The sequence below is a fragment of the Sphingobium sp. VMM genome (genome assembly GCF_056790315.1).
Window position 1 is genome coordinate 1 of the sequence record NZ_JBXGSI010000035.1, and the last position, 21,595, is coordinate 21,595.

21 protein-coding genes and 1 pseudogene are annotated in these 21,595 nt (G+C 55.7%); 8 read left to right on the forward strand and 14 right to left on the reverse strand.

The window, feature by feature from the left end; genetic code table 11:
• Window positions 1-640: 640 nt before the first annotated feature.
• From ACUCV3_RS26160 to ACUCV3_RS26185, 6 genes are all read right to left on the reverse strand, one after another.
• The gene (locus ACUCV3_RS26160; protein ID WP_048938928.1) at window positions 641-2,716 is read right to left on the reverse strand and encodes a putative bifunctional diguanylate cyclase/phosphodiesterase; all 2,076 of its coding nucleotides are present in this window, start codon (window positions 2,714-2,716) and stop codon (window positions 641-643) included.
• A gap of 87 nt (window positions 2,717-2,803) precedes the next feature.
• Window positions 2,804-3,079 (reverse strand): hypothetical protein, encoded by a 276-nt coding sequence (locus ACUCV3_RS26165; protein WP_048938929.1) that lies wholly within the window; start codon window positions 3,077-3,079, stop codon window positions 2,804-2,806.
• 15 nt (window positions 3,080-3,094) lie between these two features.
• A complete protein-coding gene (locus tag ACUCV3_RS26170; protein WP_048938930.1) occupies window positions 3,095-3,745 on the reverse strand; it encodes a TadE/TadG family type IV pilus assembly protein in 651 nt (216 codons plus the stop codon).
• Window positions 3,742-4,359 (reverse strand): TadE/TadG family type IV pilus assembly protein, encoded by a 618-nt coding sequence (locus ACUCV3_RS26175; protein ID WP_048938931.1) that lies wholly within the window; start codon window positions 4,357-4,359, stop codon window positions 3,742-3,744. The genes ACUCV3_RS26170 and ACUCV3_RS26175 overlap by 4 nt, the downstream gene beginning before the upstream one ends.
• Window positions 4,356-6,335, reverse strand: coding sequence for a pilus assembly protein (locus ACUCV3_RS26180; protein WP_048938932.1), 1,980 nt, complete (start codon window positions 6,333-6,335; stop codon window positions 4,356-4,358). Before ACUCV3_RS26180 ends, ACUCV3_RS26175 begins: the two co-directional genes overlap by 4 nt.
• A gap of 230 nt (window positions 6,336-6,565) precedes the next feature.
• Window positions 6,566-6,913, reverse strand: a complete 348-nt coding sequence (locus ACUCV3_RS26185; protein WP_048938933.1) for a hypothetical protein — start codon at window positions 6,911-6,913, stop codon at window positions 6,566-6,568.
• On the opposite strand from ACUCV3_RS26185, the gene ACUCV3_RS26190 reads away from it, so the two are divergent.
• Window positions 6,912-7,217, forward strand: a complete 306-nt coding sequence (locus ACUCV3_RS26190) for an SEC-C metal-binding domain-containing protein (protein ID WP_107917548.1) — start codon at window positions 6,912-6,914, stop codon at window positions 7,215-7,217. The genes ACUCV3_RS26185 and ACUCV3_RS26190 overlap by 2 nt on opposite strands.
• Here the strand turns inward: ACUCV3_RS26190 and ACUCV3_RS26195 are convergent.
• The 3 genes from ACUCV3_RS26195 to ACUCV3_RS26205 form a co-directional block, all read right to left on the reverse strand.
• The gene (locus ACUCV3_RS26195; protein ID WP_048938934.1) at window positions 7,115-7,474 is read right to left on the reverse strand and encodes a hypothetical protein; all 360 of its coding nucleotides are present in this window, start codon (window positions 7,472-7,474) and stop codon (window positions 7,115-7,117) included. The genes ACUCV3_RS26190 and ACUCV3_RS26195 overlap by 103 nt on opposite strands.
• The gene (locus ACUCV3_RS26200) at window positions 7,471-8,028 is read right to left on the reverse strand and encodes a hypothetical protein (protein WP_048938935.1); all 558 of its coding nucleotides are present in this window, start codon (window positions 8,026-8,028) and stop codon (window positions 7,471-7,473) included. The genes ACUCV3_RS26195 and ACUCV3_RS26200 overlap by 4 nt, the downstream gene beginning before the upstream one ends.
• A 278-nt stretch (window positions 8,029-8,306) precedes the next feature.
• Entirely contained in the window at window positions 8,307-9,311 is a 1,005-nt protein-coding gene (locus tag ACUCV3_RS26205) for a serine hydrolase domain-containing protein (protein WP_206364615.1), read from the reverse strand.
• Between the two features lie 923 nt (window positions 9,312-10,234).
• Between ACUCV3_RS26205 and ACUCV3_RS26210 the strand changes: the two genes are divergently transcribed.
• From ACUCV3_RS26210 to ACUCV3_RS26225, 4 genes are all read left to right on the forward strand, one after another.
• A complete protein-coding gene (locus ACUCV3_RS26210; protein ID WP_072895760.1) occupies window positions 10,235-11,074 on the forward strand; it encodes an SHOCT domain-containing protein in 840 nt (279 codons plus the stop codon).
• Between the two features lie 202 nt (window positions 11,075-11,276).
• On the forward strand, window positions 11,277-12,059 hold the full coding sequence (locus ACUCV3_RS26215) for a transglutaminase-like domain-containing protein (RefSeq protein WP_097383662.1): 783 nt from the start codon (window positions 11,277-11,279) through the stop codon (window positions 12,057-12,059).
• Window positions 12,060-12,216: 157 nt separating this feature from the next.
• Complete coding sequence (locus ACUCV3_RS26220; RefSeq protein WP_313337357.1) at window positions 12,217-12,582, forward strand: hypothetical protein; 366 nt, start codon at window positions 12,217-12,219, stop codon at window positions 12,580-12,582.
• A 1,063-nt stretch (window positions 12,583-13,645) separates the two neighbouring features.
• The gene (locus ACUCV3_RS26225) at window positions 13,646-13,837 is read left to right on the forward strand and encodes a hypothetical protein (protein WP_482241394.1); all 192 of its coding nucleotides are present in this window, start codon (window positions 13,646-13,648) and stop codon (window positions 13,835-13,837) included.
• 375 nt (window positions 13,838-14,212) lie between these two features.
• On the opposite strand, the gene ACUCV3_RS26230 is transcribed toward ACUCV3_RS26225, so the two are convergent.
• The 3 genes and pseudogenes from ACUCV3_RS26230 to ACUCV3_RS26240 form a co-directional block, all read right to left on the reverse strand.
• A complete protein-coding gene (locus ACUCV3_RS26230) occupies window positions 14,213-15,295 on the reverse strand; it encodes an IS5 family transposase (protein WP_017501924.1) in 1,083 nt (360 codons plus the stop codon).
• A 95-nt stretch (window positions 15,296-15,390) separates the two neighbouring features.
• On the reverse strand, window positions 15,391-17,670 hold the full coding sequence (locus ACUCV3_RS26235) for a putative bifunctional diguanylate cyclase/phosphodiesterase (RefSeq protein ID WP_482241395.1): 2,280 nt from the start codon (window positions 17,668-17,670) through the stop codon (window positions 15,391-15,393).
• A gap of 460 nt (window positions 17,671-18,130) precedes the next feature.
• Window positions 18,131-18,229, reverse strand: a pseudogene (locus ACUCV3_RS26240) (IS5/IS1182 family transposase); the annotation flags it as partial.
• A 214-nt stretch (window positions 18,230-18,443) separates the two neighbouring features.
• Here ACUCV3_RS26240 and ACUCV3_RS26245 point away from each other — a divergent pair.
• Window positions 18,444-19,022: an alpha-ketoglutarate-dependent dioxygenase AlkB gene (locus ACUCV3_RS26245; RefSeq protein ID WP_482241396.1), complete on the forward strand. Its 579-nt coding sequence runs from the start codon at window positions 18,444-18,446 to the stop codon at window positions 19,020-19,022.
• 65 nt (window positions 19,023-19,087) lie between these two features.
• On the forward strand, window positions 19,088-19,354 hold the full coding sequence (locus tag ACUCV3_RS26250; protein WP_482241397.1) for a hypothetical protein: 267 nt from the start codon (window positions 19,088-19,090) through the stop codon (window positions 19,352-19,354).
• Between the two features lie 33 nt (window positions 19,355-19,387).
• Here the strand turns inward: ACUCV3_RS26250 and xth are convergent, their stop codons facing one another.
• Complete coding sequence (gene xth / locus ACUCV3_RS26255) at window positions 19,388-20,149, reverse strand: exodeoxyribonuclease III (RefSeq protein ID WP_482241398.1); 762 nt, start codon at window positions 20,147-20,149, stop codon at window positions 19,388-19,390.
• A 398-nt stretch (window positions 20,150-20,547) separates the two neighbouring features.
• On the opposite strand from xth, the gene ACUCV3_RS26260 reads away from it, so the two are divergent.
• Complete coding sequence (locus ACUCV3_RS26260; protein ID WP_048939460.1) at window positions 20,548-20,826, forward strand: hypothetical protein; 279 nt, start codon at window positions 20,548-20,550, stop codon at window positions 20,824-20,826.
• Between the two features lie 93 nt (window positions 20,827-20,919).
• Here the strand turns inward: ACUCV3_RS26260 and ACUCV3_RS26265 are convergent, their stop codons facing one another.
• The gene (locus ACUCV3_RS26265; RefSeq protein ID WP_482241399.1) at window positions 20,920-21,129 is read right to left on the reverse strand and encodes a hypothetical protein; all 210 of its coding nucleotides are present in this window, start codon (window positions 21,127-21,129) and stop codon (window positions 20,920-20,922) included.
• Window positions 21,130-21,595: the final 466 nt, after the last annotated feature.

The following is a 21,595-nucleotide window of genomic DNA, read 5'->3' on the forward strand; positions in this document are numbered from 1 at the left end:
CATCGCCACGCGCTGCATGGGATGGCGCGAGTCCGCCATCAACGACTGGATGCGCAATCCGATGTTCTGGACGGTCGAGGATGCCGACAAGCGGCAAAACACGTCGTCATTATGAGGTCATCGATGCGCATCACATCAAGCCTGTCGCTCCCCTCCCCCACGGAGCGGCACCTCCCTGAACTATGGTCCTGCCGGGAGATTTTTTTCCGGCCGGATTACTTTTATCAGTTTGGGACGGGTTTCAGTGGGGCTGCTAACGGCAAGGGATGGGACATTTGCGACGGTCGGCTTCGGGAGGTTGTCCGACGATTGCGGACATTCCCGACGACGCGCTCTGAGATCCGCTTCACCAAATTTCCAGACGGTCATGCCACCAAATGAATGCCTGACAGCAGCCACTTATTCACGCACCTCCACCCAGTTCAAACCGGAATTTTTCTGCCGATTTCGAAAGAGGCGTCAGTGCACTATAGAATGGTGGTGAACCCGGTGCGCAAGCAGGTCAGGAACGGGGTGCTGTCACCGCCCAGTTCGAACGGCAGCAAATTTCAAAACGCAAGGGTCTAGAAAACTAGGGGCTACTCACTCGCAGGCAATCTTGCGGAAATGCGTGCAGATTTAACCTCTCTATCAGTAATAGCTATCTACGTAGCAATGCCTTGGGGGTTAGCCTTTCCTTGTCGGCATATTGAGCTACACTCTGCTGCGAGAGATATTGCGGCACAAACGTGCTGAACTCACTCTTGGACTTTGTCTGCAGGACTTCATCCAGATTGATGGCCTGCATGAATTTTACGCCTGCTCTGCCATTTTCCGTCCAACGCACCACCGCTTCAAGAGGTGCGGGCATGCCTATTTCAAGCCAGACATGGTCATCGACCTGCAATTTGAGATCCGTTTCGACCATCGCGCCCGTGCGGGAGAGGTTTCGCATCCTTACGGCTTCATTTGCAGAATCGGTAATGATACGTCCCGCCCGAATGATCCTTCGCCGTTCCGCGCGGTCAACCATGTATCCGTCAGCAATTGCCGTTTCGCTTTTTGTTCTTTCCAAGGCGGCCGCCGCGTCCATCGGCCGTCCATAAATATATCCCTGAATGAGCGTGCAGCCCAACTCACGAATGAGCGCAAGCTGATCTTCCGTCTCTACGCCTTCTGCAGTCGTGACCATGCCAAGATCACCTGCAAGGCCAACTATAGCCTTGATGATATGGACATTATTGTTTCCAGGTACAGTGGCTCCTTTTACGAAGGATTGATCAATTTTAATTTTGTCGAATGGAATGCTTTTTAGATATCCTAAGCTCGAAAATCCGGTTCCAAAATCATCGAGAGAAATTTTAACGCCCAGCATTTTGAGAGACGTAATAGCAGATCTCGTCTTTGCCGTATCATTGAGCAATGCTCCCTCTGTGATTTCCAGCTCGAGCCTATTTGCTGATATTCCTGCATACGCAATGGCACTGGCAGCTAAAGAGGGAAGGGACTGACTTGAGAACTGGACTGGTGAAATGTTCACAGCGACTGAAATGTTCTCAGGCCATTTCGATGCCTCCAGGCAAGCATTTCGTAGAACCCATTCACCAAGTTCGGTGATAATTCCGGATTCCTCTGCAATTGGGATGAAGATTCCGGGAGAGATGATGCCTTGTGTTGGATGCGTCCAGCGAACCAGGGCCTCAAATCCAACAAGATGGCCCGTTACAGTGTGCACTACGGGTTGGTAGACAAGATGGAACTCACCTCGCTCTATTGCCCGGCGCATATCTTCTTCGATCTGCTGCCTTAAAAGCGCTTGCTCATGCATCTCCGTCGCGAAGAAGCGATAGGCGCCCCTGCCGGCAGCTTTAGCTGAATAGAGAGCCAAATCGGCATCTCGCACCATATCGATCGCTGATCGCTGATCGTAATCCGAAATAGCAATCCCTATCGACGTGCCAATTGTGACCAGATGCGATTGTATGAGGTATGGCTGGGATAGACTGTGGATTATATCGATGGCGATCGACGATAACCTGTCCTGTTCACAAATGTCGGCGAACACTATTTGGAATTCGTCGCCACCAAGGCGCCCGACCTGCCCCCTGCCGGCGATAATCTTGACCAGTCGCTCCGATACGCTTTTCAGGAGTTGATCGCCTACAAGATGGCCAAACGTGTCGTTGACGAATTTGAAGCGATCAAGGTCCAAGATCATCGTGGAGCAACGATGCTTACGATGCACCGACGACATGATGCTATTTTCAAGCGCCTGCCGCATCGTATCTCTGTTGGCGAGATTGGTTAGGGAATCAAAACGCGCCAGCTGCAGCAGTTTGATCTCTGAATTTTTCTGATCTGTCAGATCCAGCGCGAAACCTACGAAACCGCGAAATCGTCCAACTTCATCATGACTTGGTTCGCCGGTGATTGACCACCATACATCATGCTGGCCTTTGGACTTGAGCACCAATCCTTCAAAGGGCAAGCGCGACGTAAGGTAGAAACTCAGACTCCGCTCGGACGCCTCTTCTGCCAAGCTGGCTTCATTATCGACGAGGTCGGTTAGGCTCTTGGGCGAAATGCCACTTCCCGCCATGGCGCGCGAGACTTTCGAGCTAAGATAATTCAGTGAGCCATCAATGCCGGTTTCCCAGAACCAACCCGCGCCGCTTTCTTCATATTTTTCAAGCAGGCGCGAGGCTTGCCCATCGGTCAAAGCTGCTTGCGTGGCCATGAGAGGACGAGGTGAACGCAAAACCATATTCTGTGACCAGTTTGCTGCGCAGTTGAAATCATATGTGTGGAAGGGAAGGCACGTGGCCTAGCCGTCCGACTGAAACCTGTCCTGGATTACTCTGCCTCCCAGGTCTGCCGCTTCCGGTATGGGGTTTACGGGCTCGAGATATTCCTCATTCGCCACTGAAGGCACCGCATTGCCACTCGGCTTGGCAGGCAAAATCATTCGGCTCTGCTCGTGCATTGCCGCTGCCGGGGCAATGGTTGGCGAAGACTTGCCCGGCTGGCTCTCGCCATCCTGGTCACTTGCTGCCACTATGATGGCGCCAATGCCGAGTGCCAGGTAGATGAGCTTATCCATTTTCCGACTGCTCCTTCAGCATGTGGACGGCACCATATTTTCGTTGTTGTAGATGCCGTTGGTCCCCCCCCCATAATCCCGCTGGTCGCGGACGGTCATAGCGGCTGTCGCAGTGATTTGACTTAGCGGCACGAACAGGCGCGCAATGAGAGGCTGATAGTCATAGGCGATCTCGACAAACATGAGGGCGCCATCGTCGGGCGCGGTAGCGGTTTGCCCTCCCACCGTTACGCCAGAGAGGTTGCTGTCCCCTGCACGGCCCTGCGACGAGGGCCAGGTCTTTGCCCCACGGCACCGCTGCCATCTTATTCGATAGCGATTGGTAGGATTAGGATTCTCAATTGGCTCAATGCTGCTGAGTATGACGCGGCCATGGCCAAAGAGATCAAGCCGCCCACTTTGTAGCCCAGCACCGGTTAGCAGGTCATTGATCTGCGCCTCCGTGATCTGCTTGTTGGCCAAAACCGTGCCAGTACCCATGCGCGCGGCATTGTCCGCGACATGAAGCGCCAATTGACTGATGCGCATCTTGGTCGTCACGAAGTTGGTCAGTTCGGCTCCCGACAGCGCTATCGTCGACATCAACGGCAGAGCCAGACCGAATTCCACGGCTGCCACTGCCCGACTATTTTCTAGCAGCTTGATGACCAGCGACAGTAGCTTCATGGGCAGTGCCCGACTGTTGGCGAGCCATAGCTGCCCTGCTCACCAAATGGCTGATTTCCCAGGACCGTCCGCGCTTCGACGGTTGCCATCTCGGACATGCCTATGAGCCGCGCCATGGGGAACAGGCGTGAATACGTGATTTGGACAGTATATACGACATTGTCCTTGGCGCCGCCTTGTCCATTGTCACCGCCATCGCGGTCCCATATCGTATTGTGATTATTGTCCTGAAACGGTTCATCATCATCGCAGCGACCATTGTTGTTGATGTCCTGGAAGGGCTCTGCAGTGGCTTGGGCCGCTTTTGTGAAATCTCGGAAATATCGCCGCGAGAAAGTAACCGATGAGTTCGCGGCCAAATGCTCGACGCGTTCGCGTACCGTTGCATCAAGTTGAGACTGCCGTGCTTCCGACTTGCCACTTTCCAGCGTCGCGTCTCTAGCACTTTTCTGCACTGCGCCTTGCAGAACAGACTGCATGTAGAGGCTGTGTCCGAGGTCCAAAAAGCCTAGGAGCGTGGTAACAAAGACCGTCGATACCAAGCCAAACTCGACAATTGTGGCGCCGGATTGATCCGCCAGGATCCTGCATCTTGAAGTTTGTTGCCGACTCATTTTGTCAGTCGCAGCTGTGAGATTTCATCGGCGATCTGCTGAAAATTTGAGATCAGCGTGGCGCTATTGGCTGCCACATAATAGCGATTGGGCGAAGCACAGGACTGCAGCAGCGCCTGGGCGTTCGTGCTGACGCCATTACCAAATGAGACCACCCACAAGGTGATGTTCTTGGACTTGATTGCGGAACACAGAGCCTTCGTGCGCTCATTCACGACAGCTGTCAGGAGAGATGCGCCTGGCCCAGCATTGCTGCGGGTCTGGCGCCTGTCCCACCAAGCAATGCCATGAGCCGTATAGCCTTGGTTGCTCGTGACCGTGTCGCCGTCGGTCATGAAAACCAGATGCCGTTCGATTTCGCCCCCCGTGGGCGTGAAGGCATTCTCCGGTCCGAAGATTCCTGTGGGCGACATAAGTCGCGCGCCCCACAGCAAACCTATGTCATGATAGGTGTTGCCGTTGGGGTAGAGGGTATTGACATAAGACTCAAAGCTGCTCGCCGATGGATAGCTCTTGAGTTTGGAGGCAGCTGTCGGGCACGCATATGTATAGTTGCGACTGAGATCTGAGCTGGTCTTGACCTTCGAAACGGTCCAGTTGCCGTTGCTGTCGTAGCGCCCCCAGACCAGATCGGGCAGAAGTGGCCTCCATTTTGTGGCATCGGATCCATCAGGTATCATGTCGATGTTCATGTCGAACGCATTCGATGGGATTGGTGCGAATTCGCCTGCCGGGCTATCGTCGGTGTTCTGATAGGTCTGGCGCTCTTCGACGCAGCCATCCCAAGCCACGGTAGCTGCCTGCCCATAGGGGCCGACCGGAGCAACAATGCTGGCCTTCCAACCGTCCGCCCCAGCCTTCAGCCCCGAAACATCGAAGCTGAGTTGACCATATTCATATTCCTTGAAGCCGGTCGTATCGGTCCGCTGATAGTTCCGCTTCAAATAGCCGCTGATATAACGCCGTTGTATCTGGCATTTTCCGCCCACCATCACACCCTGATAATTGTAGTAGCGACCATCCTGGTTGGTTGACCAACTCACCACCCGGTTGGCACCGCTACCAGTCGTACTCTGGGCATAGGGAGCACTCTCGGGCCCCGTCATTTCGATTGAATTGGCAGGGATCCGGCCGTTGCAACTCGTGCCACCAGCCGTGCCGTGATTTTCCCACGCGCTCCAATTCATGCTGTAGGGGACTTGTTCTGTGGACGTGACCTCCGCCGTGCCCTCCTTGAATCCGTCAACGTCGGTATTGCCTGTCGTCTTAGCCTTGCGTGATTGGTAGAGTGCGGTGTCGACCATCCAGTCGTTGCGTAGCAATCGCCCGACATTTACATTCGAAGAATATGGGACGAAGCCGAAGCGTAACTGTACGTCATTGTTGCGATAGCCAGTCGGGTTGCTGCCGCACTGGGCGGATGTGTCAATTTTTGCGAGAGCCTCATAGAAGCATTTTACAGCCTGCTTAAGGCCATTGATCTTCGTATCACCATCGCCAGGATTGACCGAAGCCATCGAACCCGTGGTATCGAGGACGAACATGACATCGGTGTTGGGGATGCGCATTTCGGCGTCGCAATTGACCGAAATCGTCTTGGTCCCGTAACCGAAAATAACCATGACCGTCATGGGAATGATGACGGACGCCGAACCGGATACTTTCCCCTGACTTTCAGAAAAACGCTTGTTCAGCTCGCTTGAGCCGTAAGAGCCGGGCACATAATTAATGTTGAAAATGCCCTCAGCGGTGGTCCGGGCTTTTTCATTATTTGCCGCCCATGCTCCGCCTGCCATCTGTTTGCGACCAGCGAGCGCGCCTGCGTCGCAAGCATGCTGCAGGCGGGTCTTCACCAGATAGATTCTCGCCATATCGACGCCGCCACCGATAAAGCCCAGAAGTGGCAGAAATCCGGCTGCAACCATGACAAGCACATTGCCAGCTTCATTTTCGCGCAAGCGCCCCAGAAAACCCATGACCCATCCCTTCAGAGTGTGTGGTCATGGCGTATCGAGGTTTATAGCAAGTTAAGTAATCTCGACATTACCGTAACATAGATCAATAAATGCCAATTTTGCGTAATTTTCTCGCGTAAATTTTGCCATATTAGATGGCATTTGGTGTGTATCTGAGGAGCCGAATTCTGGCTCTGCGCGTATCATAAGAGGCGCCGCCGCCGAAAACTTTGGCCTGATCTCTCAGCCCGTCACGGAATCAGTCTATCAACGCCTAGTCGCTTGAACAGGGCGAAAAGCGCATCGGCGGTGGGTTGGTATCCGGCGAAACCAAGCCGCCGGCCTTGTTCCTCTGCGACGACCTCGGCCGGCTGCCCCAGATCAGCATCGGTATGCCAAGGTGATGCAAGCCGGATGAGATCCGGCTCCGCTAGTCCCTCGCGGATCGCGATCTCCCGCCACAGCGCAGCGTCGCCCGCCATCTGCGGCTCTAGGGGTCGAACCGTGCCATCGAACGGTACAACCTCGATGCCGAAGCGCAGACGGGCCAGCTCGTGACACGCCGCCCACGTGCTCTTGAACTGACGCCCGCAGGCCATGCGATTCTCGCCTAGCGGACGGACCGCACTTGGGCATCGGAAATTGGCAGCTGAAAGTCTTCAAAGGGTCGACAACGGAGGAAGGGCCCCATGCGGATCAGGCCGGAAGTACAAGCGCTGCTGCGTCGACTCAGCGATTACCGTCAAGGCCAGGTTCCGTCGAGGCTTACGTTGTTACGTCGAATGCCGGGGTTTGGGGCGCTACCCCGCCAAAGTCATTCCGCCGCCGCCCCGGCCCTTAGAAACCTCGGGCGGACTGAACTCGACCCGCACATTTAGACCATCACGGCCACGAAACTCGTAGACGCGGCTCTCTAGGATCTCTTGATCGTCGAACGATAAAGGCGCGCTTAATGATCGCCACTCATCCTTGACGACGCCAAGCAGCCAGTTCTTGGCCTCGAGCGTGAGCTGTCCGTTTCGCCAGAGGGTCACCCCCGGGTCGGGGCTGTGACAGGATGCAGTAATCTCTCCGCCCTTGATACGGATGACGGCGGACTGACCGTCCTCACATACGAGCTTTCCACCGGGTGGCTTCGGGAAATTCTTTTCGACGGTCACGGCGCCCTCCTGATTTCGATCGTCGTCTCGTGCTCAATCACATGATAGTCCGGAAACGGAACCTGCCCGACGACGAGTCCCCCAAGCGCGCCGGCAGCAATCAGGCTGCTGCGTGCCTCAAGTTCTTGCTTGCGCACCAACCGCGCTAATTCTTCAGGCGAGAAGTCCGGGAAGGATACCACTTTCTTTTCATGGGCCAACACGGTCCGCATGGCCATCTCGAACGTCTGTCCGTCGGCAATCCAGATACCGAAATGGTCCTCCAAGATCGGCGGGTCGTCTTGCTTCACGAATAGCCAAATGCCGAGCCCGATCAGAACTACGCCCAACAAGGGGGCGGCGATGGCTAGCGCAGTCGCTATTGCTTCTGGCGGCCGAGGAAATGCCACATCCGTAAACAGCGTCGCCAAGGCCAGCACGAGCGGTGGACCCGCTGCGAGAGTCGTGCCGCTGCGAACTAACAGTGATGCGAAACGAAGCTTGGGATTCCCGCGGAGAAGCTTCCAAAACGCTTCGAACAATCGATAGCCGGTCGGCAAAGGCGGGTCAGTCATCGGATTGCACCAATTCAGTAGAGCTTGCCCGACCATAAGCCAGTGTACCCCGTGTCGTAAGCGCAAACACTAAGTCGATTGGAATTAAACAAGCGGCAGGTTTCGGTCAGTCTCGGCATCTAGAATGGGAAAGCTGCCGGTCCGCACCTGGGAGCGTGAAATTGGATGCTGAGCGACTGATATGGGTCGATGGTTGCCGGCAGCGTATGCCGCGTCGACAGTCATTGTAGCGCGACCCGAAAAAGGCCGCTTCTAACACCCAAACATCTTAAATCTTCTCAATCGTATGCTGGAGCGGCCGCAATCGCAGGAACGTAGAAAGCTGCGATCTTGTCGATGAACTGTTGCGGATCGCTACCGACAAGGTTGGTCAGCACTATAATTGCGAGATCATCCTCCGGGTAGATGAAGAAGGCCGCCCGGCCTCCGCCAATTCCACCGACTATCGGATGCGGCGCGGCGCGGACGATTGGCCAGCCCATCGCCCACTCGTTGCGATCTCCGTTGTTGAGCGTGTCTGCCGTCCAAAGGCGCTTCAAACTCTCAGGCTTCGCCAAAAGCTTGCCTGTTTGAAGAGCGATGACCCAGCGCGCAATCTCGCGTGCGGAGGCGTTAAGTCCGGCACCGGTTCGCGTAAAGTGCGGCAGATCGTCCCGCCAACGGCCAAGCTCTTTCGTTGCGGCACCTCCATGACCCGATCCATAGAAGCTGTAGGGCGTCGCAGCGTCCGGAACGATGTCGAAGCCATCGCCGAAGTGAACATGCATCATGCCGGCCGGCTTGAACTGATGCGCAGAGAAATACTCAGCGAACGACATGCCGCTCAGCGTGTCGATGATCCGCGCTAGCAGTGCGTAGTTGGTCTGGTTGTATTCGAAACGCGTACCGGGCGCAGATTCAATTGGCAAAGCCTTGACCGTGGTCCAAGCGCCTTCCTCGGTGCCATCGCCAATTAGTCCGGTGCGTCCAATGATATCAGGCAGGCCCGAGGTGTGGGCGAGAAGCTGACGAACACGTATGTTTTGCCATGTGGCGGGTAGATCTTCGAGATAGCGCGAAATTGGCGCATCAAGGTCTAGCTTTCCCGCTTCGACCAACTGCATCGCCGCGACGCCCGTGAAGGATTTCGTTGCCGAATTGATCGGAAACACCGTATCCTCTGTAACTGCCACCCCATGCTCAAGGTTCGCAATTCCAAAAGCTTCCAAGAGTATTATGTGCCCGTGCTGTACTACCGCAATTTGCGCTCCTGGAATATGCTTCGTAGCCATTTGCTCGCGCATGAACGCCCGCGCCTCGGCATTCGCGGTGAGGAGAAAGCGCTGAACTGGGACTGCCGACTGAGGCAACCGCGAAGGGCGAACCGCAACAGTCAAAGGAGCAAGCTTATGGGGCGATTCCGCGGGTCCAGGAGATGGTGCAGCCGCGACAAGCGGCAAGGCCAGTATCGCTCCAATCGATTTCCGAAACCGCATATTTATTCCTCCGACTACAGATGTAGTCGTATGTCTTGAACGGCAATTATGCAAGCCGTATTTGACGGTCTATAGCGCGCCGCCTGCTCGCCATGGCACGCCTGCGAGCCATCAAGTCCTTGTCCGCTGCGGTTTCGAGCCGGCGTTCATAATCGAACCTAGATGGGGCGCCAGCTAAGATTGCCCGAAGACGCTGGTGCGCCTATGACCGCCTGGCATCCCGATGTTGCCCAGCAGTGTGTATTGGAACAGATCGACATTCGATCACCGATTTTTGGAATGGGCGCCATTGGCCCGTGGGAGAGCGGCTGATTTCTATTCTGGCGAAAGCTATAACTGCCATCGTGGTCTGCCAGAAAAAACTTGGATGTCCATACTTCCAGATTTGTCTGCATGAGAGAGGCTTTGTTGCATAGTTATCGATGGATGCGGACCCCAGAATACTTATAATTATTATGCGAGCCTAGCGGTATTTGGCGTCCTATCTCGAAGAAGCGATTGAGGATCGCAGCGCGCCTCGAGCTAAGTAACTTGACGCTTGAAGGTGCGCGCAGAAACGCGCTGCCTGAGCAACTCGAAGCCGTACAGTTTGGTCTAGACCAGGCTGCGTTGGTCATATTCGCTCCATTTCTTCCAGATGTTGCGGCCAAGCCGCGTCATCGCGCACTGCGCTTCGTTGCGGGCGTCGACGCCAAAAAGGAACCGATGAGCATATCATTCGTCCAAGCCGCATGGATTCCCAGACTCAACAAAAAGGTGCTCCATTGCCTCGCCGGCTGACAGAAGCAGGCGAGCGTTTGGTAGCTGAGGCTGCTGCAAAACACGGCGTAAGCGTTGATGCGACATCCGCTCTGCTTTTGGCGATCATTGAGGGCAATGGCCACCAGGCACAGTTCAATCATCCAGATCTTGGAGGCATGGGCCAATGGTTGACAGGGGGCATGCTCATGATCGGCGACATGTTCAACAATAGCTTAAAGGCGAAAATCAGCGCTCTCGCCGATGACTTGGCCCGTGCTGCCATCCAGGAACCTATGTTGATAGAGCCTGCTAGACCACCCTCCCTTTCTACCAATTCCAGCACGTCTTCTCGTTGGCCCGAAGACCTCGGCACGCCATCCACCACCGGATCGCAGAACCAGATGCACTATGCCGTTTTTCCGGCAAGCCGGCGGTTAGCAATTGTCACGGACGGTCATATGACCATTTACGACACGCAAACCCATGTGATTTCCGGACTCGCCCAGCAGCAGGGAAGCGGTCAGAGCCTGACCCTGACGAGCCAACATGGTCCGGTACCATTGTCTAGCCTCCAGCGGGTCCACCATATTGACCCCCAGCAAAGCCCGCCGGAACCGGTTTCGAAGGAGAGTGACGTCGTTCGGGAGGAACCGGGCAGTGAGGTCTCCACCGCAGTTCCGGCGCAGGATCGACCGTCCCGAGCTCGGATAGAAGATGATCACGCAGCTATCTTCGCCAAAATAGAAGGTCTGTCTGACCTTTACGAAAAAAAGATTATCACAGCCGAGGAATATGCTGTCAGGAAAGCCGAACTGCTTGACCGACTGTAGGATCGCCAACACCCTAGCTATCTTGAATAGCACGTATCTAACGATACTGCAATGAAGGCATCGAACCGGCAATTTTATAGCCAGCTTCATATATACTTTCCGCTATTTATCTAAATCGCGCCGACACTACGAGATCCGTACGTTGGATCGAATCCCCGATCGCAATCTAGTCTGCCATTTCGTCTTCAAAGGTGCATCCATCATGAAAATGAATATCCATGCCCATCTCGACTATGAACTGGACGAACCCACCGACATACTTCTGCAACTCGAAGCAGCTGCCATACCCGAGCAGACCGTAGAGTGGTCAGACTTAATTCTGCCTAATGCCGAGCACGTCGCGCGTGTACCTGCTCAGGACTGCATAGGTGAGCGCATCTGGCTGCGCCTTTCGGGCAAGATGGTCGTCGACTATCGGGCATCCGTGACCGTCAATCGCCTGCTAGCTGATTGCAGAACGCTTCCCAAAGTGCCACCGCATCAGCTCCCAGGCGAGACCGTGCCCTACCTTCTGTCGTCGCGCTATTGCGAGTCCGATCGGTTTCAAACGTTCGTAGATGCCGAATTCGGCAAGATTGAAGGCGGCGAGCTCATAATGGCGATGCGGGATTGGGTACACGGCCATCTGAGCTATGTGCCAGGTTCGAGCAACGTCATGACAACAGCGGGCGACACATTCATCTCGCGGCAGGGAATTTGTCGCGACTACGCCCACCTTATGATCTGCCTGGCGCGTGCGGCAGGCGTCCCTGCCAGAATCGCAAGCGTCTACGCGTTGGGCGTAAATCCTCCGGACTTCCATGCGGTGGCAGAGATATTCCTAGGCGGTGAGTGGCACCTCGTGGATCCGACGGGAATGGCGAAGGAAGCCGCGATGGTAAAAATTGGGGTTGGCAGGGATGCAGCGGATATTGCGTTCCTTACCACATTCGGCAATGCGCGGCTGATTGCACAATCGGTGTCGGTCGAGCCCAATCTTGATTGAGTCTCAGCGGGCTCCAGCCAACAGATTCGCTAGGTAAGCAGAATGCCCATGAAGCGCTAAGGGGCCAGTCTTCTGGATCCGTAAAACGGCAGTCGTGAATCCCACAAAATGTCTCCTACACTGAGGAACGAGCGTTTCTCCCAAGGGTTTGTGCAGCATGAGAACGACGACAATGCTCATGACAGCCGCAGCGTTCTTCTGCACGATTGCCGCTTGCGACGGACCAAAGGAAAAGGCGGGGGCAGCAAAGGATGAGGCCGCAGCCAATGCTTCTGGCGTCCCTTATCAGGGAGATGGCCCTGCCGAGCGTGCTGGTCGAGCAGCAGATCGTGTAGATCGGGCCGCAGCGAAAGCCCTCGATTCCCGAGCTGATGCGCTAGAAGACCAGGGACGCGCCATTGAAGCGCAGGCGGATGCGGAAGCTGACAAACTGGAACAACAGGCGGAATCCATTCGCGACGCAGCCAAAGCCAAAGCTAAGAAATTGAATCAGCAGGCAGAAAGCCTAAAATCCTCCTCTTAATTGCCATATTTTTGTTAAACGATCATGCGTCGAACGCTTCGACTTTTTGCGCCAGCGAATCCGGACGTAGAGTTTCGCTCTATTTACCGGATCCGTCATTGGATAGGACGCGATCAGGTTCGGATTACGCGTCAACGACTTCTCGGTCACGACTTCGGTGATCCAGCACGCGCACGGCCTAGTGTCGCTTCCCCGCCCCTTCACTGCAATCTTCTGGCAAGGCGCAACAATATAGGCGTCATGGAAGGAAGTCGGCCAGTGTCCTATACACGTTGAGGTTCTGCCAGCGTACCCCGCCCCCCCCCCCCCTACAACCTGCGTAGGTGCCAAATAGCTCGCGGGTCAGCCGTCGGGACGCTATAGAAAGGTTTATCTGCGCGCGACCCTCGGAGCGCTCGCGCTGCGATTTCCGACGACGAATTAGCCGCGTTACACGACCTCATCGTTGACACCAACAATCTGACCGTAGGGCACTAAGCAGCATAGGCAATATCATGCGGCGCAGTTTCACGTCATATAGCTGTTTGATTTCACCCATAAAGGTAAGAGACTCCCTCAGCGTCGGAAGGCGCAATGGCGGCCTCGCGGTGGGCGATCAGCGTGCCGAGCTGGAGGAAGTAAAGCTCAGTCCTCACAGGTGACGCCCCCCGCCCCACCTCTGCCCGGCCTCGCGTCTCGGCTCCATGAAGCGGGCGCGGTCATCGGTACATTCCGCACCCGACATGTCGTAGGACTACGCGCCAGGATCATGTCGACGAGCAGCCAGTAACGAACCTGCCTTTGGCTCCCCGCCCGCTAAACATGATAGTTGAGAATGCTGAGCGCCAGCCCTTTGGATCTGAGACACCGCGCGGAACGCCCCGCAAATCATTGCGCGACTTATGCCGCGGATGTGCCCAATGCCTGACACTAACGGAAGCAGTAGCAAGCCATCAGCTCCTGCAGTCCCTAATAAGAATTCTTCGCTACGTCCAAATTGACTGCGTTAGGATGAATGAATGTTTAAGTCTTCTGGAACGAAAAGACCGCAGAGTGGTTTTCCTGGCGCACTAAAGGAGCTCCCATGATTCAAGACGTCAATTTTTGCTGGGATCAGGCTCAACTAAATCAAGATAGAGCAGATGCGACCGACCTTCCAAATGTCCGGGCGGTCGCGCTGGCAGCAGCGCTCAGCTGGCGCAAGGAGGCTGAAATAGCCCAGCGCATGGCTGATTGCCGCGATCGTCAAATTAAGGGTTCACCTTTGATTTATTAAAGATCTCGCCACCGTTTTATAGCGAGCGTTCGAAAGTTCATTAGTTAACCGTGGCTGGGGCTGCGCTCAGCCAGCCAGCCACCCAGCTTCAGCGACCGCCTCAAAGCTACCAGCTCTCGTTGATCGCCGATAGGGGCGCTATCGGCGCATTGAAAGCAGTGTGCTGCAATTCAACGACCGTGTAGAGTTCATTCTCCGGGGCACCCGTTTAAGGCACACTGTCCCCCGATTTATAAAAGCTGGACACCTCGAATAACCGGGTGATTTTGGTCTGATGGCGTAGGAAGGGGCACGCGGCGCTGATGAAAGGCGGCGTTTCGGCTGCATTGGCGGCGTGATCGCGGTATCGGCCGAGTTCGGGACGCCAATTCCATGTCATGCAGGCGCAGTTCTGCCCTCGAGCCATGCAAGGCGCTGGAAGTTATAGACCAGGTTGGCCATGCCGATCTTGATCCTGGCACGAGCGATGCCGATGGTACGGACGACGAGGCCCATGCGGTGTTTCTGTCCGGCAAAGACATGCTCAACGGCGGCGCGTACCTTTGAGCGCCTTGCATTGGCTCTGGCTATCCGTTCAGGCAGCGGCCGCCTAGGCAAGCGCTTCTGGTGGATATTGCTGGTGAACATGCCCCTCGCGAGGAATGCCTCGTTCTTCTTCGATCGATAGGCGGTATCGGCCCAAACGCCCGAGGCGGTGTTCTCCTTGCTGATCAGATCGGGCAGTCGCGCCCCATCATGGGCATTGGCGGCGCTCGCATCCCAGGTGCGGATCAGGCCGTGAGTCCGATCGATGCCGATATGATTTTTATAGCCGAACATCGGAATGGCCAGATCGACCGGTTTTGTCGCCCTGGGATCGGCGCCTTCCTGGGCCTTGGCCTTGGTATATTTGATCGACCAGCGCGCATCGCGGTCTTTCTGCCGAACCCTGGCCGGCGTCCAGTCCTTGGGGATGCGGCCTTCCTTGATCGCCGTTTTCTCCTCCTGGGTGTTGCGCTGCTTGGGCGCGGGCACGACGGTGGCATCAATGATCTGACCGCCCATGGCCAGATATCCCCGGTCCTTGAGCGCGGCATCGAAGCGCGCGAATAGCCGGTCGATCGCCTTGGCCTTCACAAGCCGTTCGCGGAACAGCCAAACCGTGGTGGCATCGGGCACGGTGCCTTCCAGCCCCACGCCCAGGAAACGCTGGAACGATAGCCGGTCCTTGATCTGGAACTCGGTCGCCTCGTCGGACAGCGAATACAACGCCTGTAGAACCAGGATCTTGAACATCAGCACTGGATCGAACGGCGGTCGTCCGCCCTTGTTACGAGGGCCGCGTCGCAGCGCGGCCACCAGCGGTCCCCGGAATAGCTCGAAGTCCACCACGGCCGACAACCGTTCCAAGGGATCGCCCGCCGCGCTCAGCGCCTCGTATCGGTCCGAAAGATCAAAGAAACCCGGCTGTACTGCCATCTCTGCCTCCGCTGTCGCGTACCGGCAGTGAATCACCTCAAGCCGTCAGACGCCACCGGTTTTTCGAGGTGTCCAGCTTGTAAACTGGGTGTTGTTTACGATGACGTTACGAGATCAGGGTTAAGAATGTCGTCATATGGTGAAGCGGAAGGCCGCCCCAAGAGATATCCCTGGACCTGATGGCACCCCAAATCCTGCATCAAATTAAAGTGCGCCAAGGTTTCCACCCCTTCCGCCACCGTAGCCACGCCCAGTCTATTCCCCAGGTCGATCACAGCCGCAACGATCGACGCGCAATCGGCGCGGTCGAGCGCGTCGCGCACGAAACTGCCGTCTATCTTGATTTTGTCAAAAGGAAAGAGTCGAAGATGCGCCAGTGAAGAATAGCCGGTGCCAAAGTCGTCCAGGGAAATGCGAACACCAAGTGCCCGGATCTGCTCCAGCTCTGCGACGGATGCTGCCTCGTTTCTCAAAAGCGCTGTTTCGGTGATTTCGAGTTCGAGCCTTTCGGGGGGCAATCCAGACTGATCAAGGGCCGAACGGACGACTGATAGCAATTCCGACCGCCCCATCTGCGAAGCGGAAATATTAACCGCCACCGTCTCGCCTCCATCCCATGACATGGCCTCACGGCACGCTTCATGGAGCACGTGGTGGCCCAGTTTGAGGATTAAGTCGCTGCGCTCGGCGGCCACAATGAACGTGGCGGGGGACACCCAGCCCAACTCGTCGTGATACCATCGTGCCAAGGCCTCTCTGGAAACGACTTTACGATGCCGCAAGTCGATAATCGGCTGATAGAATATGCTCAATCCTTTTCCCGACGAAAGAGCAATGCGCAGCTCATTCTCCAGGCGGTTGGCTGCAACAAACTCGTCCTGCATCTCCGTGGTGAAGTAGCGCACGCCCCCTTTTCCAGCAGTCTTCGCGACGTAAAGCGCCATATCGGCGCGAACCATCACCTCTTCCGCCGACGTCGCATGCTTCGGGAAGAGCGCAACACCAATTGATGCGCCAATCTGCGCAACGCGCTTCCGCTCGAGAACGAAAGGCTCTGAAAGGCGCGTTAGAATGTCGCTTGTAATTGTATCGCATTGCGAAGTCGAAACATTGGTCAGCACGATCGCGAATTCGTCGCCTCCCTGCCTAGCAATGACGGCAGAGTGGCGGTCACAGGGTTCAGAAAGGCGCTTGGCAACAGCGACAAGGAGTTCGTCGCCAAATTTATGCCCGAGCGTGTCATTGATTACTTTGAAACCATCCAGGTCAATCAGCAGCAACGCCCCCGGGGTTAGCGCATCCGACGTGAGCTTTAGCAGCGCGTCGTTGAGAGTGACCCTGTTTGCCAGACCGGTGAGAGCGTCATGATGGGCAAGATAGCGGATCTTTTTTTCTGCTTCCACTTCGCTGGTGACGATCGCCCAAGTCAGCATCGGCCCCAGATAATTGCCATCATCGGCGTGTATGGCCGAAGCGTTGAGGTCCAGTACTTCGTTTCCGAGATTTATGCGGATGCGATGCGGTAAGCGCGTCGGATCCGAGAGGAGCCGGCGCTGTCGGTCAGGGACTAGGTGAAATATGTCGATGCTGGCTCCAATCATGGCTTCAGCGTCGATGGGAAGAAGATGCTCAATGCGCCTCAAAAGTTTGCGAGAGGCGTCGTTTAGATAGGTAATCTTGAAATCGATCGGGTCAGCGGTCATGACCGCGACTGGCATATCATCGATCATTCGCATCAATCGGGCTTGCTCTGTTTGCTTTGCCGATGCATCGGCTTCGGCCGCTATCCTCCTTGCAAAATCGTCATAGTTTATCGATAAAACGACCAACATGCCGATCGAGACGAGTGCAGTATTAAGCGCCATGGCAAGAAAAGTTGGTTGCCCGGCCCAAGCGAAGAATCCAATAAATGCGCCGTTGACGATCAAGGTCACGATCAGTGCTGCCTCACGGACATGCATCAAGCAGAAGATGCACACAACTACGGTATTAGCCATATAAAAAGCCAGATAGGATTTGGTGTATGGCGTACCGTATGAGAAAAGAAGGAAAGACCAAACGGTAAAGGATGAAGCAATTATCGGCGCCAGTAGCATTGTCGCCCTGAATGCCTTGGCTGCTTCTTCAGGTGATGGTATCGTCTCGTATGCCTTCAACCAATGAAGCATTCGAAGGACGCAGGCAGCGGTAAAAAGTGAGGGAATTGCGACGGTCAGCCACAAAGGCGCGATATCTGTATGAACGTACGCGACGATCCAAGTGCTCGAAAGCAGGATGGGATACATCATCGGCATCTGTCGCGAATACGCTCGATACTGAGCGCCAGCGAGACTTGGAGTCGATCTAGAAAATGATTTGATGAGTGTCGACAGCATCCCGCGTGGCGCCTTCTAAAAGTTACGAGGGTGCTGAAAGGTCGTTTCAATCCTCGCTCCTCTATCAAAGCGGCGGAAAAGTCAGATTGTTCCGGGTTTAAATTTTCGGACTGGACATGCCCCCATTTTCCTCACCGCTTAGTTAAAATTTGATTTAATAGTTAATTCCCCCGAAGAAGGTTTTGCGTTTTTTGTTAGGCTCTTGACGTAATATGGACGAGCTTAATCGAAGCGGCCAGTACGGGAATGGCGATTTTTTCACTTTGCTCTTGTCAACAAGAGTGAATGGCCGGATCTAGCGATATGCGATGCCCCGACAAGCGTAAGTATTAGGCGCGTTGCAGCCCGGCAGCTGGATGTTCGCCGAACAACGGGTCTTTGGCACAAGTCAACGTTTCCGCATCCCCCGACGAACGGATTAGGTTTTCGGCGGGCACCTTTAAGAGACTGTCCTTGAGCCTCATGCGTGACCAGCGATACACCTGATGAGGACGATGGCAGCGGCGGCATAAATTAGAGCAATTGCAGATATATCGGTTAGCTCGAGATCGTTGGCGACGAGGTCGCCTCCTGCTGCGTGCCCCCCCCCTGATCAACAAATCCCCAGGGGCCGAGGAGATGAACGCGGCCCACGATGGGATGGCTCGGCATTTGCTGAACTGAGATGGTCTGGCGCAAATGGCTGTGCTGGTGTAATCGGCGGTAATGGATCCTATATCGCAATCCGAAGCATGGGCTCCGCTCGCCTGCTGCACCAACACGCGATGGCTTGGATGAAGACGACGCTAGATCTGTTCGATATGCCCGTGGTTCCTGGTCTTGCGATGCGTGACGATATGCTGACCAAAGTACAGGAAGCGGAGCTAATCGATAAGATCAATGGCTGTAACTTAACCCCGTTCCGTTTCCAGCGATGGACAGGCAAGCGCCTGACCTACAGCTACGGCTGGAACTATGATTTCGAGCATATGCGCTTCGCGCCGTCCGAACCAATGCCGGACTGGCTTCTCGAAGTGCGAAGCCGCACCGCTTCTGTTGTCGGGCTTGCTGCGGACGATCTCGCCCAGGCTCTGCTGATCCGCTATGATCCGGGCGCCGGCATTGGCTGGCATAAGGACAGGCCAGTATTCGAGCATGTCGTGGGCATTTCGCTTGGCAATGAAGCCGTGCTGCGTCTGCGCCGCCGAACGAGTGCCGGGTTCGACCGCGCCAAAGTCTCGCTGCCGCGGCGCTCAATCTATCATTTGTCTGGTGAAGTGCGTCACATTTGGGAACATAGTATCGCACCTATCGAGGTGCCGCGCTGGTCGATCACCTTCCGAAACATGTCTGAAAAGGTTCGCACAGCGTGAGCAGTCGCCCCTACCCCGTCACGCCGGATGGACGCTACTTCGTAGTGCGCGGGCGGCTCTGGCGCATGAGTAACCCTGCTCTAAAGCCTGACGAGCGTCAGCGCTTGGTGAAGGAACTGATGGACGCCCGCCGTGCCGTCGGCGCGGCCAGGCGCACGGCCGATCATGTAGCCGAGACAATCGCGCATGAAGCGGTTCATCAAGCCAAGGTGGCGCTCGGCGAACGTGGCCCGGTCTGGTGGGACGATGGCACGCCCGACCTTAACCGCCATCTCGCACGCACAGGCCCCTATGCACAATGGTATGCTAGCCTCCCCGAAGGAATTGATTAGCGCATTCGTTTGCGTTTCGTCTTGTCAGGCAATTTAATGATAACCGGCGCATGGTCGCTGGTCCTGTCCCCGCCCGCGTGTACGGCGATCGACCTCCGCCGATATCAGCCGCGTCACCGCCTCGTCGTTCAAAAGGTCGTGATCGATCCGAAGGCCTGCGTTGCGCTCGAACGAATTGCGCCAATATTTCCCGAAGGTGTAGATGCGCTCGTCAGGGTGAAGATGGCGCAACGCATCGGTCCACCCCAGCTCTAGCAGCCGCGCATAAGCCTCGCGAACTTCGGCGGCAAACAGCGCATCGTCGCGCCAGTGATCAGGTACATAGACGTCGAAATCGGTCGGCATAACGTTGAAGTGGCCAGCAACCACCACCGGAGAATCAAGGGCCACAAGCGTCGAAAGATGATCATGCAGCCAGTCGGACCAGCGCAAGTTATAATCGAATTTGGGACCGGGTCCTGGGTTGCCGTTTGGGAGATAGAGGCCGACGATCAGCACACCGTCCACTGCGGCCCCGATGTAGCGGCTCTGCACATCCTCCGGTTCGCCCGGAAGCCCCCGGCGCGTATCGTGAATCTCGCCAACCCGGCTCAATATCGCCACACCATGCCAGCTTTTCTGCCCCAGCCAAATCGCTTCATAGCCATGGTCGAGGATAGCGCGCTCGGGAAAGCGCTCATTAGACGCCTTGAACTCCTGCAGACATACCACGTCCGGCTCGGCAAGGGCGAGCCAGCGCAAAAGCAGCTCAACCCGCCCGTTGATGCCCTTGAGATTGTAGGTTGCGATCTTCATGGCGTGAGCAGGCGGAACAGATATGTCTCGGCCTGACCCCCTCAAATATCCGCCCCACCTCGACCGGGTAGCCGCGCTCATTCAAGGAAGCGAGTGCGAAGTCGGGCAGCATGAGCATAATTTCATAACGTCTATACGCGACTTTTCGCCGCACATATTCCTCTCCCTGAGCGCCCAGGCTCCGCAGTGCAGGCTTTCACAGGGTGAATCGATGAAATCGATCATTTCCGGAACATTTCTGGGGGAACCGCGCAGCTTTCATACTGAGCCAGGTTAAGTTCCGACTTTTGTTCGGAACATTGGTAGCTTGAACGCGTCTCCGTGCAGCCGCCCGTTTAAGATTGTTGCGTTTCCTGGAGACTGGGATGTCAGATTGCCGGATATTGGAATGGCTTTCTATGAACACGGAAAATTTCCGGCTCTGGCATAATGCGCACCGAGAAAGCGCAATAAGCGTGGAGCGATATTTGCTGCATCGCGAACATATCCAGGAGCCAATCTCATTTGTCGACGGTGAGATGCGCCGATGCGCGATCCGGTCGGACAGCCTGTGGGAAATAAGCGTCCGACATCTCGATGGCTCGCAGAGCCACATCGGTGGTCCGACATTCGAGCTATGCCTCAAGGCTGCGCGCGAAATGCTTCTCTTGAGCTTTGCAGGTGCAGTTGCCGCCTGAACTGTGCATTGCGTCGATTGGTGTTCAGCCGATCGTCCAGACGTTTGAGCATAGAGGATTGTGCCACGTCCTCGCCTTCATACCCCGGCGCAATCAACGAACGATAAAAATCAGCCCCGCCGGGCCAGTATTATAGCAGAAGGGAAAACTGGCTCGCGCTTCGCCAATTGGGAATCCGTCGAAGCCAGTGATCCCGATTCGGCAAAGATAACTTGAGAGAAAGAAGACTTCGCCGTCCCCCCCCTTGCCGCGACCGCGACGGATATCTTCACCTTCGATGCCGCGAGAGTTGGTTATACTCATAGAAAGCTCGCCCACGCTTTAGCATGGGCTCGGCGCGGGCTTTGTCGGCATGCCCCTTGCTTCCAGCTTACTTTGACGGGCTCGTGCAGAGAGCCAACTTCTCTGCGAGAAGACAGGTCTATGGAATAATCGACTCGTGCGCCGGTTGAAGCGAAATGACCGCTTGGTTATCCTGGTTCGATAGTCGTTGATCATCTTGCCGGGCGTACGCAACCATATCCGCCTCTCATTGCGATCCTGCGCAGGGAGACAAGCGACATGCTCGGCCCGGAGAAGGATGGGATCCCTCCATTCGATCGCCTGCTGAGGAGTATCAGCGGCCTCGATCTGCGAGAGCAGGTCCGTCGGACCAGCCAGCTCATAATCAAGATGGGCATGGACGCAAAGTTCTATGCAAACTGCCAGCCCTCAAGAAACCGACCCAACTCAAATATAAACTTTGCTATATTCCACAAATATTACTCTT

Excerpts from the sequence above, each read along its gene's own strand:
- ACUCV3_RS26160 (WP_048938928.1), bottom strand. The coding sequence starts at position 2,716 with ATGGCCACGCAAGCAGCTTTGACCGATGGGCAAGCCTCGCGCCTGCTT.
- ACUCV3_RS26165 (WP_048938929.1), bottom strand. The coding sequence starts at position 3,079 with ATGGATAAGCTCATCTACCTGGCACTCGGCATTGGCGCCATCATAGTG.
- ACUCV3_RS26170 (WP_048938930.1), bottom strand. The coding sequence starts at position 3,745 with ATGAAGCTACTGTCGCTGGTCATCAAGCTGCTAGAAAATAGTCGGGCA.
- ACUCV3_RS26175 (WP_048938931.1), bottom strand. The coding sequence starts at position 4,359 with ATGAGTCGGCAACAAACTTCAAGATGCAGGATCCTGGCGGATCAATCC.
- ACUCV3_RS26180 (WP_048938932.1), bottom strand. The coding sequence starts at position 6,335 with ATGGGTTTTCTGGGGCGCTTGCGCGAAAATGAAGCTGGCAATGTGCTT.
- ACUCV3_RS26190 (WP_107917548.1), top strand. The coding sequence starts at position 6,912 with ATGCGATTCTCGCCTAGCGGACGGACCGCACTTGGGCATCGGAAATTG.
- ACUCV3_RS26185 (WP_048938933.1), bottom strand. The coding sequence starts at position 6,913 with ATGGCCTGCGGGCGTCAGTTCAAGAGCACGTGGGCGGCGTGTCACGAG.
- ACUCV3_RS26200 (WP_048938935.1), bottom strand. The coding sequence starts at position 8,028 with ATGACTGACCCGCCTTTGCCGACCGGCTATCGATTGTTCGAAGCGTTT.
- ACUCV3_RS26205 (WP_206364615.1), bottom strand. The coding sequence starts at position 9,311 with ATGCGCGAGCAAATGGCTACGAAGCATATTCCAGGAGCGCAAATTGCG.
- ACUCV3_RS26210 (WP_072895760.1), top strand. The coding sequence starts at position 10,235 with ATGGATTCCCAGACTCAACAAAAAGGTGCTCCATTGCCTCGCCGGCTG.
- ACUCV3_RS26215 (WP_097383662.1), top strand. The coding sequence starts at position 11,277 with ATGAAAATGAATATCCATGCCCATCTCGACTATGAACTGGACGAACCC.
- ACUCV3_RS26220 (WP_313337357.1), top strand. The coding sequence starts at position 12,217 with ATGAGAACGACGACAATGCTCATGACAGCCGCAGCGTTCTTCTGCACG.
- ACUCV3_RS26225 (WP_482241394.1), top strand. The coding sequence starts at position 13,646 with ATGATTCAAGACGTCAATTTTTGCTGGGATCAGGCTCAACTAAATCAA.
- ACUCV3_RS26230 (WP_017501924.1), bottom strand. The coding sequence starts at position 15,295 with ATGGCAGTACAGCCGGGTTTCTTTGATCTTTCGGACCGATACGAGGCG.
- ACUCV3_RS26235 (WP_482241395.1), bottom strand. The coding sequence starts at position 17,670 with ATGCTGTCGACACTCATCAAATCATTTTCTAGATCGACTCCAAGTCTC.
- ACUCV3_RS26245 (WP_482241396.1), top strand. The coding sequence starts at position 18,444 with ATGAAGACGACGCTAGATCTGTTCGATATGCCCGTGGTTCCTGGTCTT.
- ACUCV3_RS26250 (WP_482241397.1), top strand. The coding sequence starts at position 19,088 with ATGAGTAACCCTGCTCTAAAGCCTGACGAGCGTCAGCGCTTGGTGAAG.
- xth (WP_482241398.1), bottom strand. The coding sequence starts at position 20,149 with ATGAAGATCGCAACCTACAATCTCAAGGGCATCAACGGGCGGGTTGAG.
- ACUCV3_RS26260 (WP_048939460.1), top strand. The coding sequence starts at position 20,548 with ATGAACACGGAAAATTTCCGGCTCTGGCATAATGCGCACCGAGAAAGC.
- ACUCV3_RS26265 (WP_482241399.1), bottom strand. The coding sequence starts at position 21,129 with ATGAGTATAACCAACTCTCGCGGCATCGAAGGTGAAGATATCCGTCGC.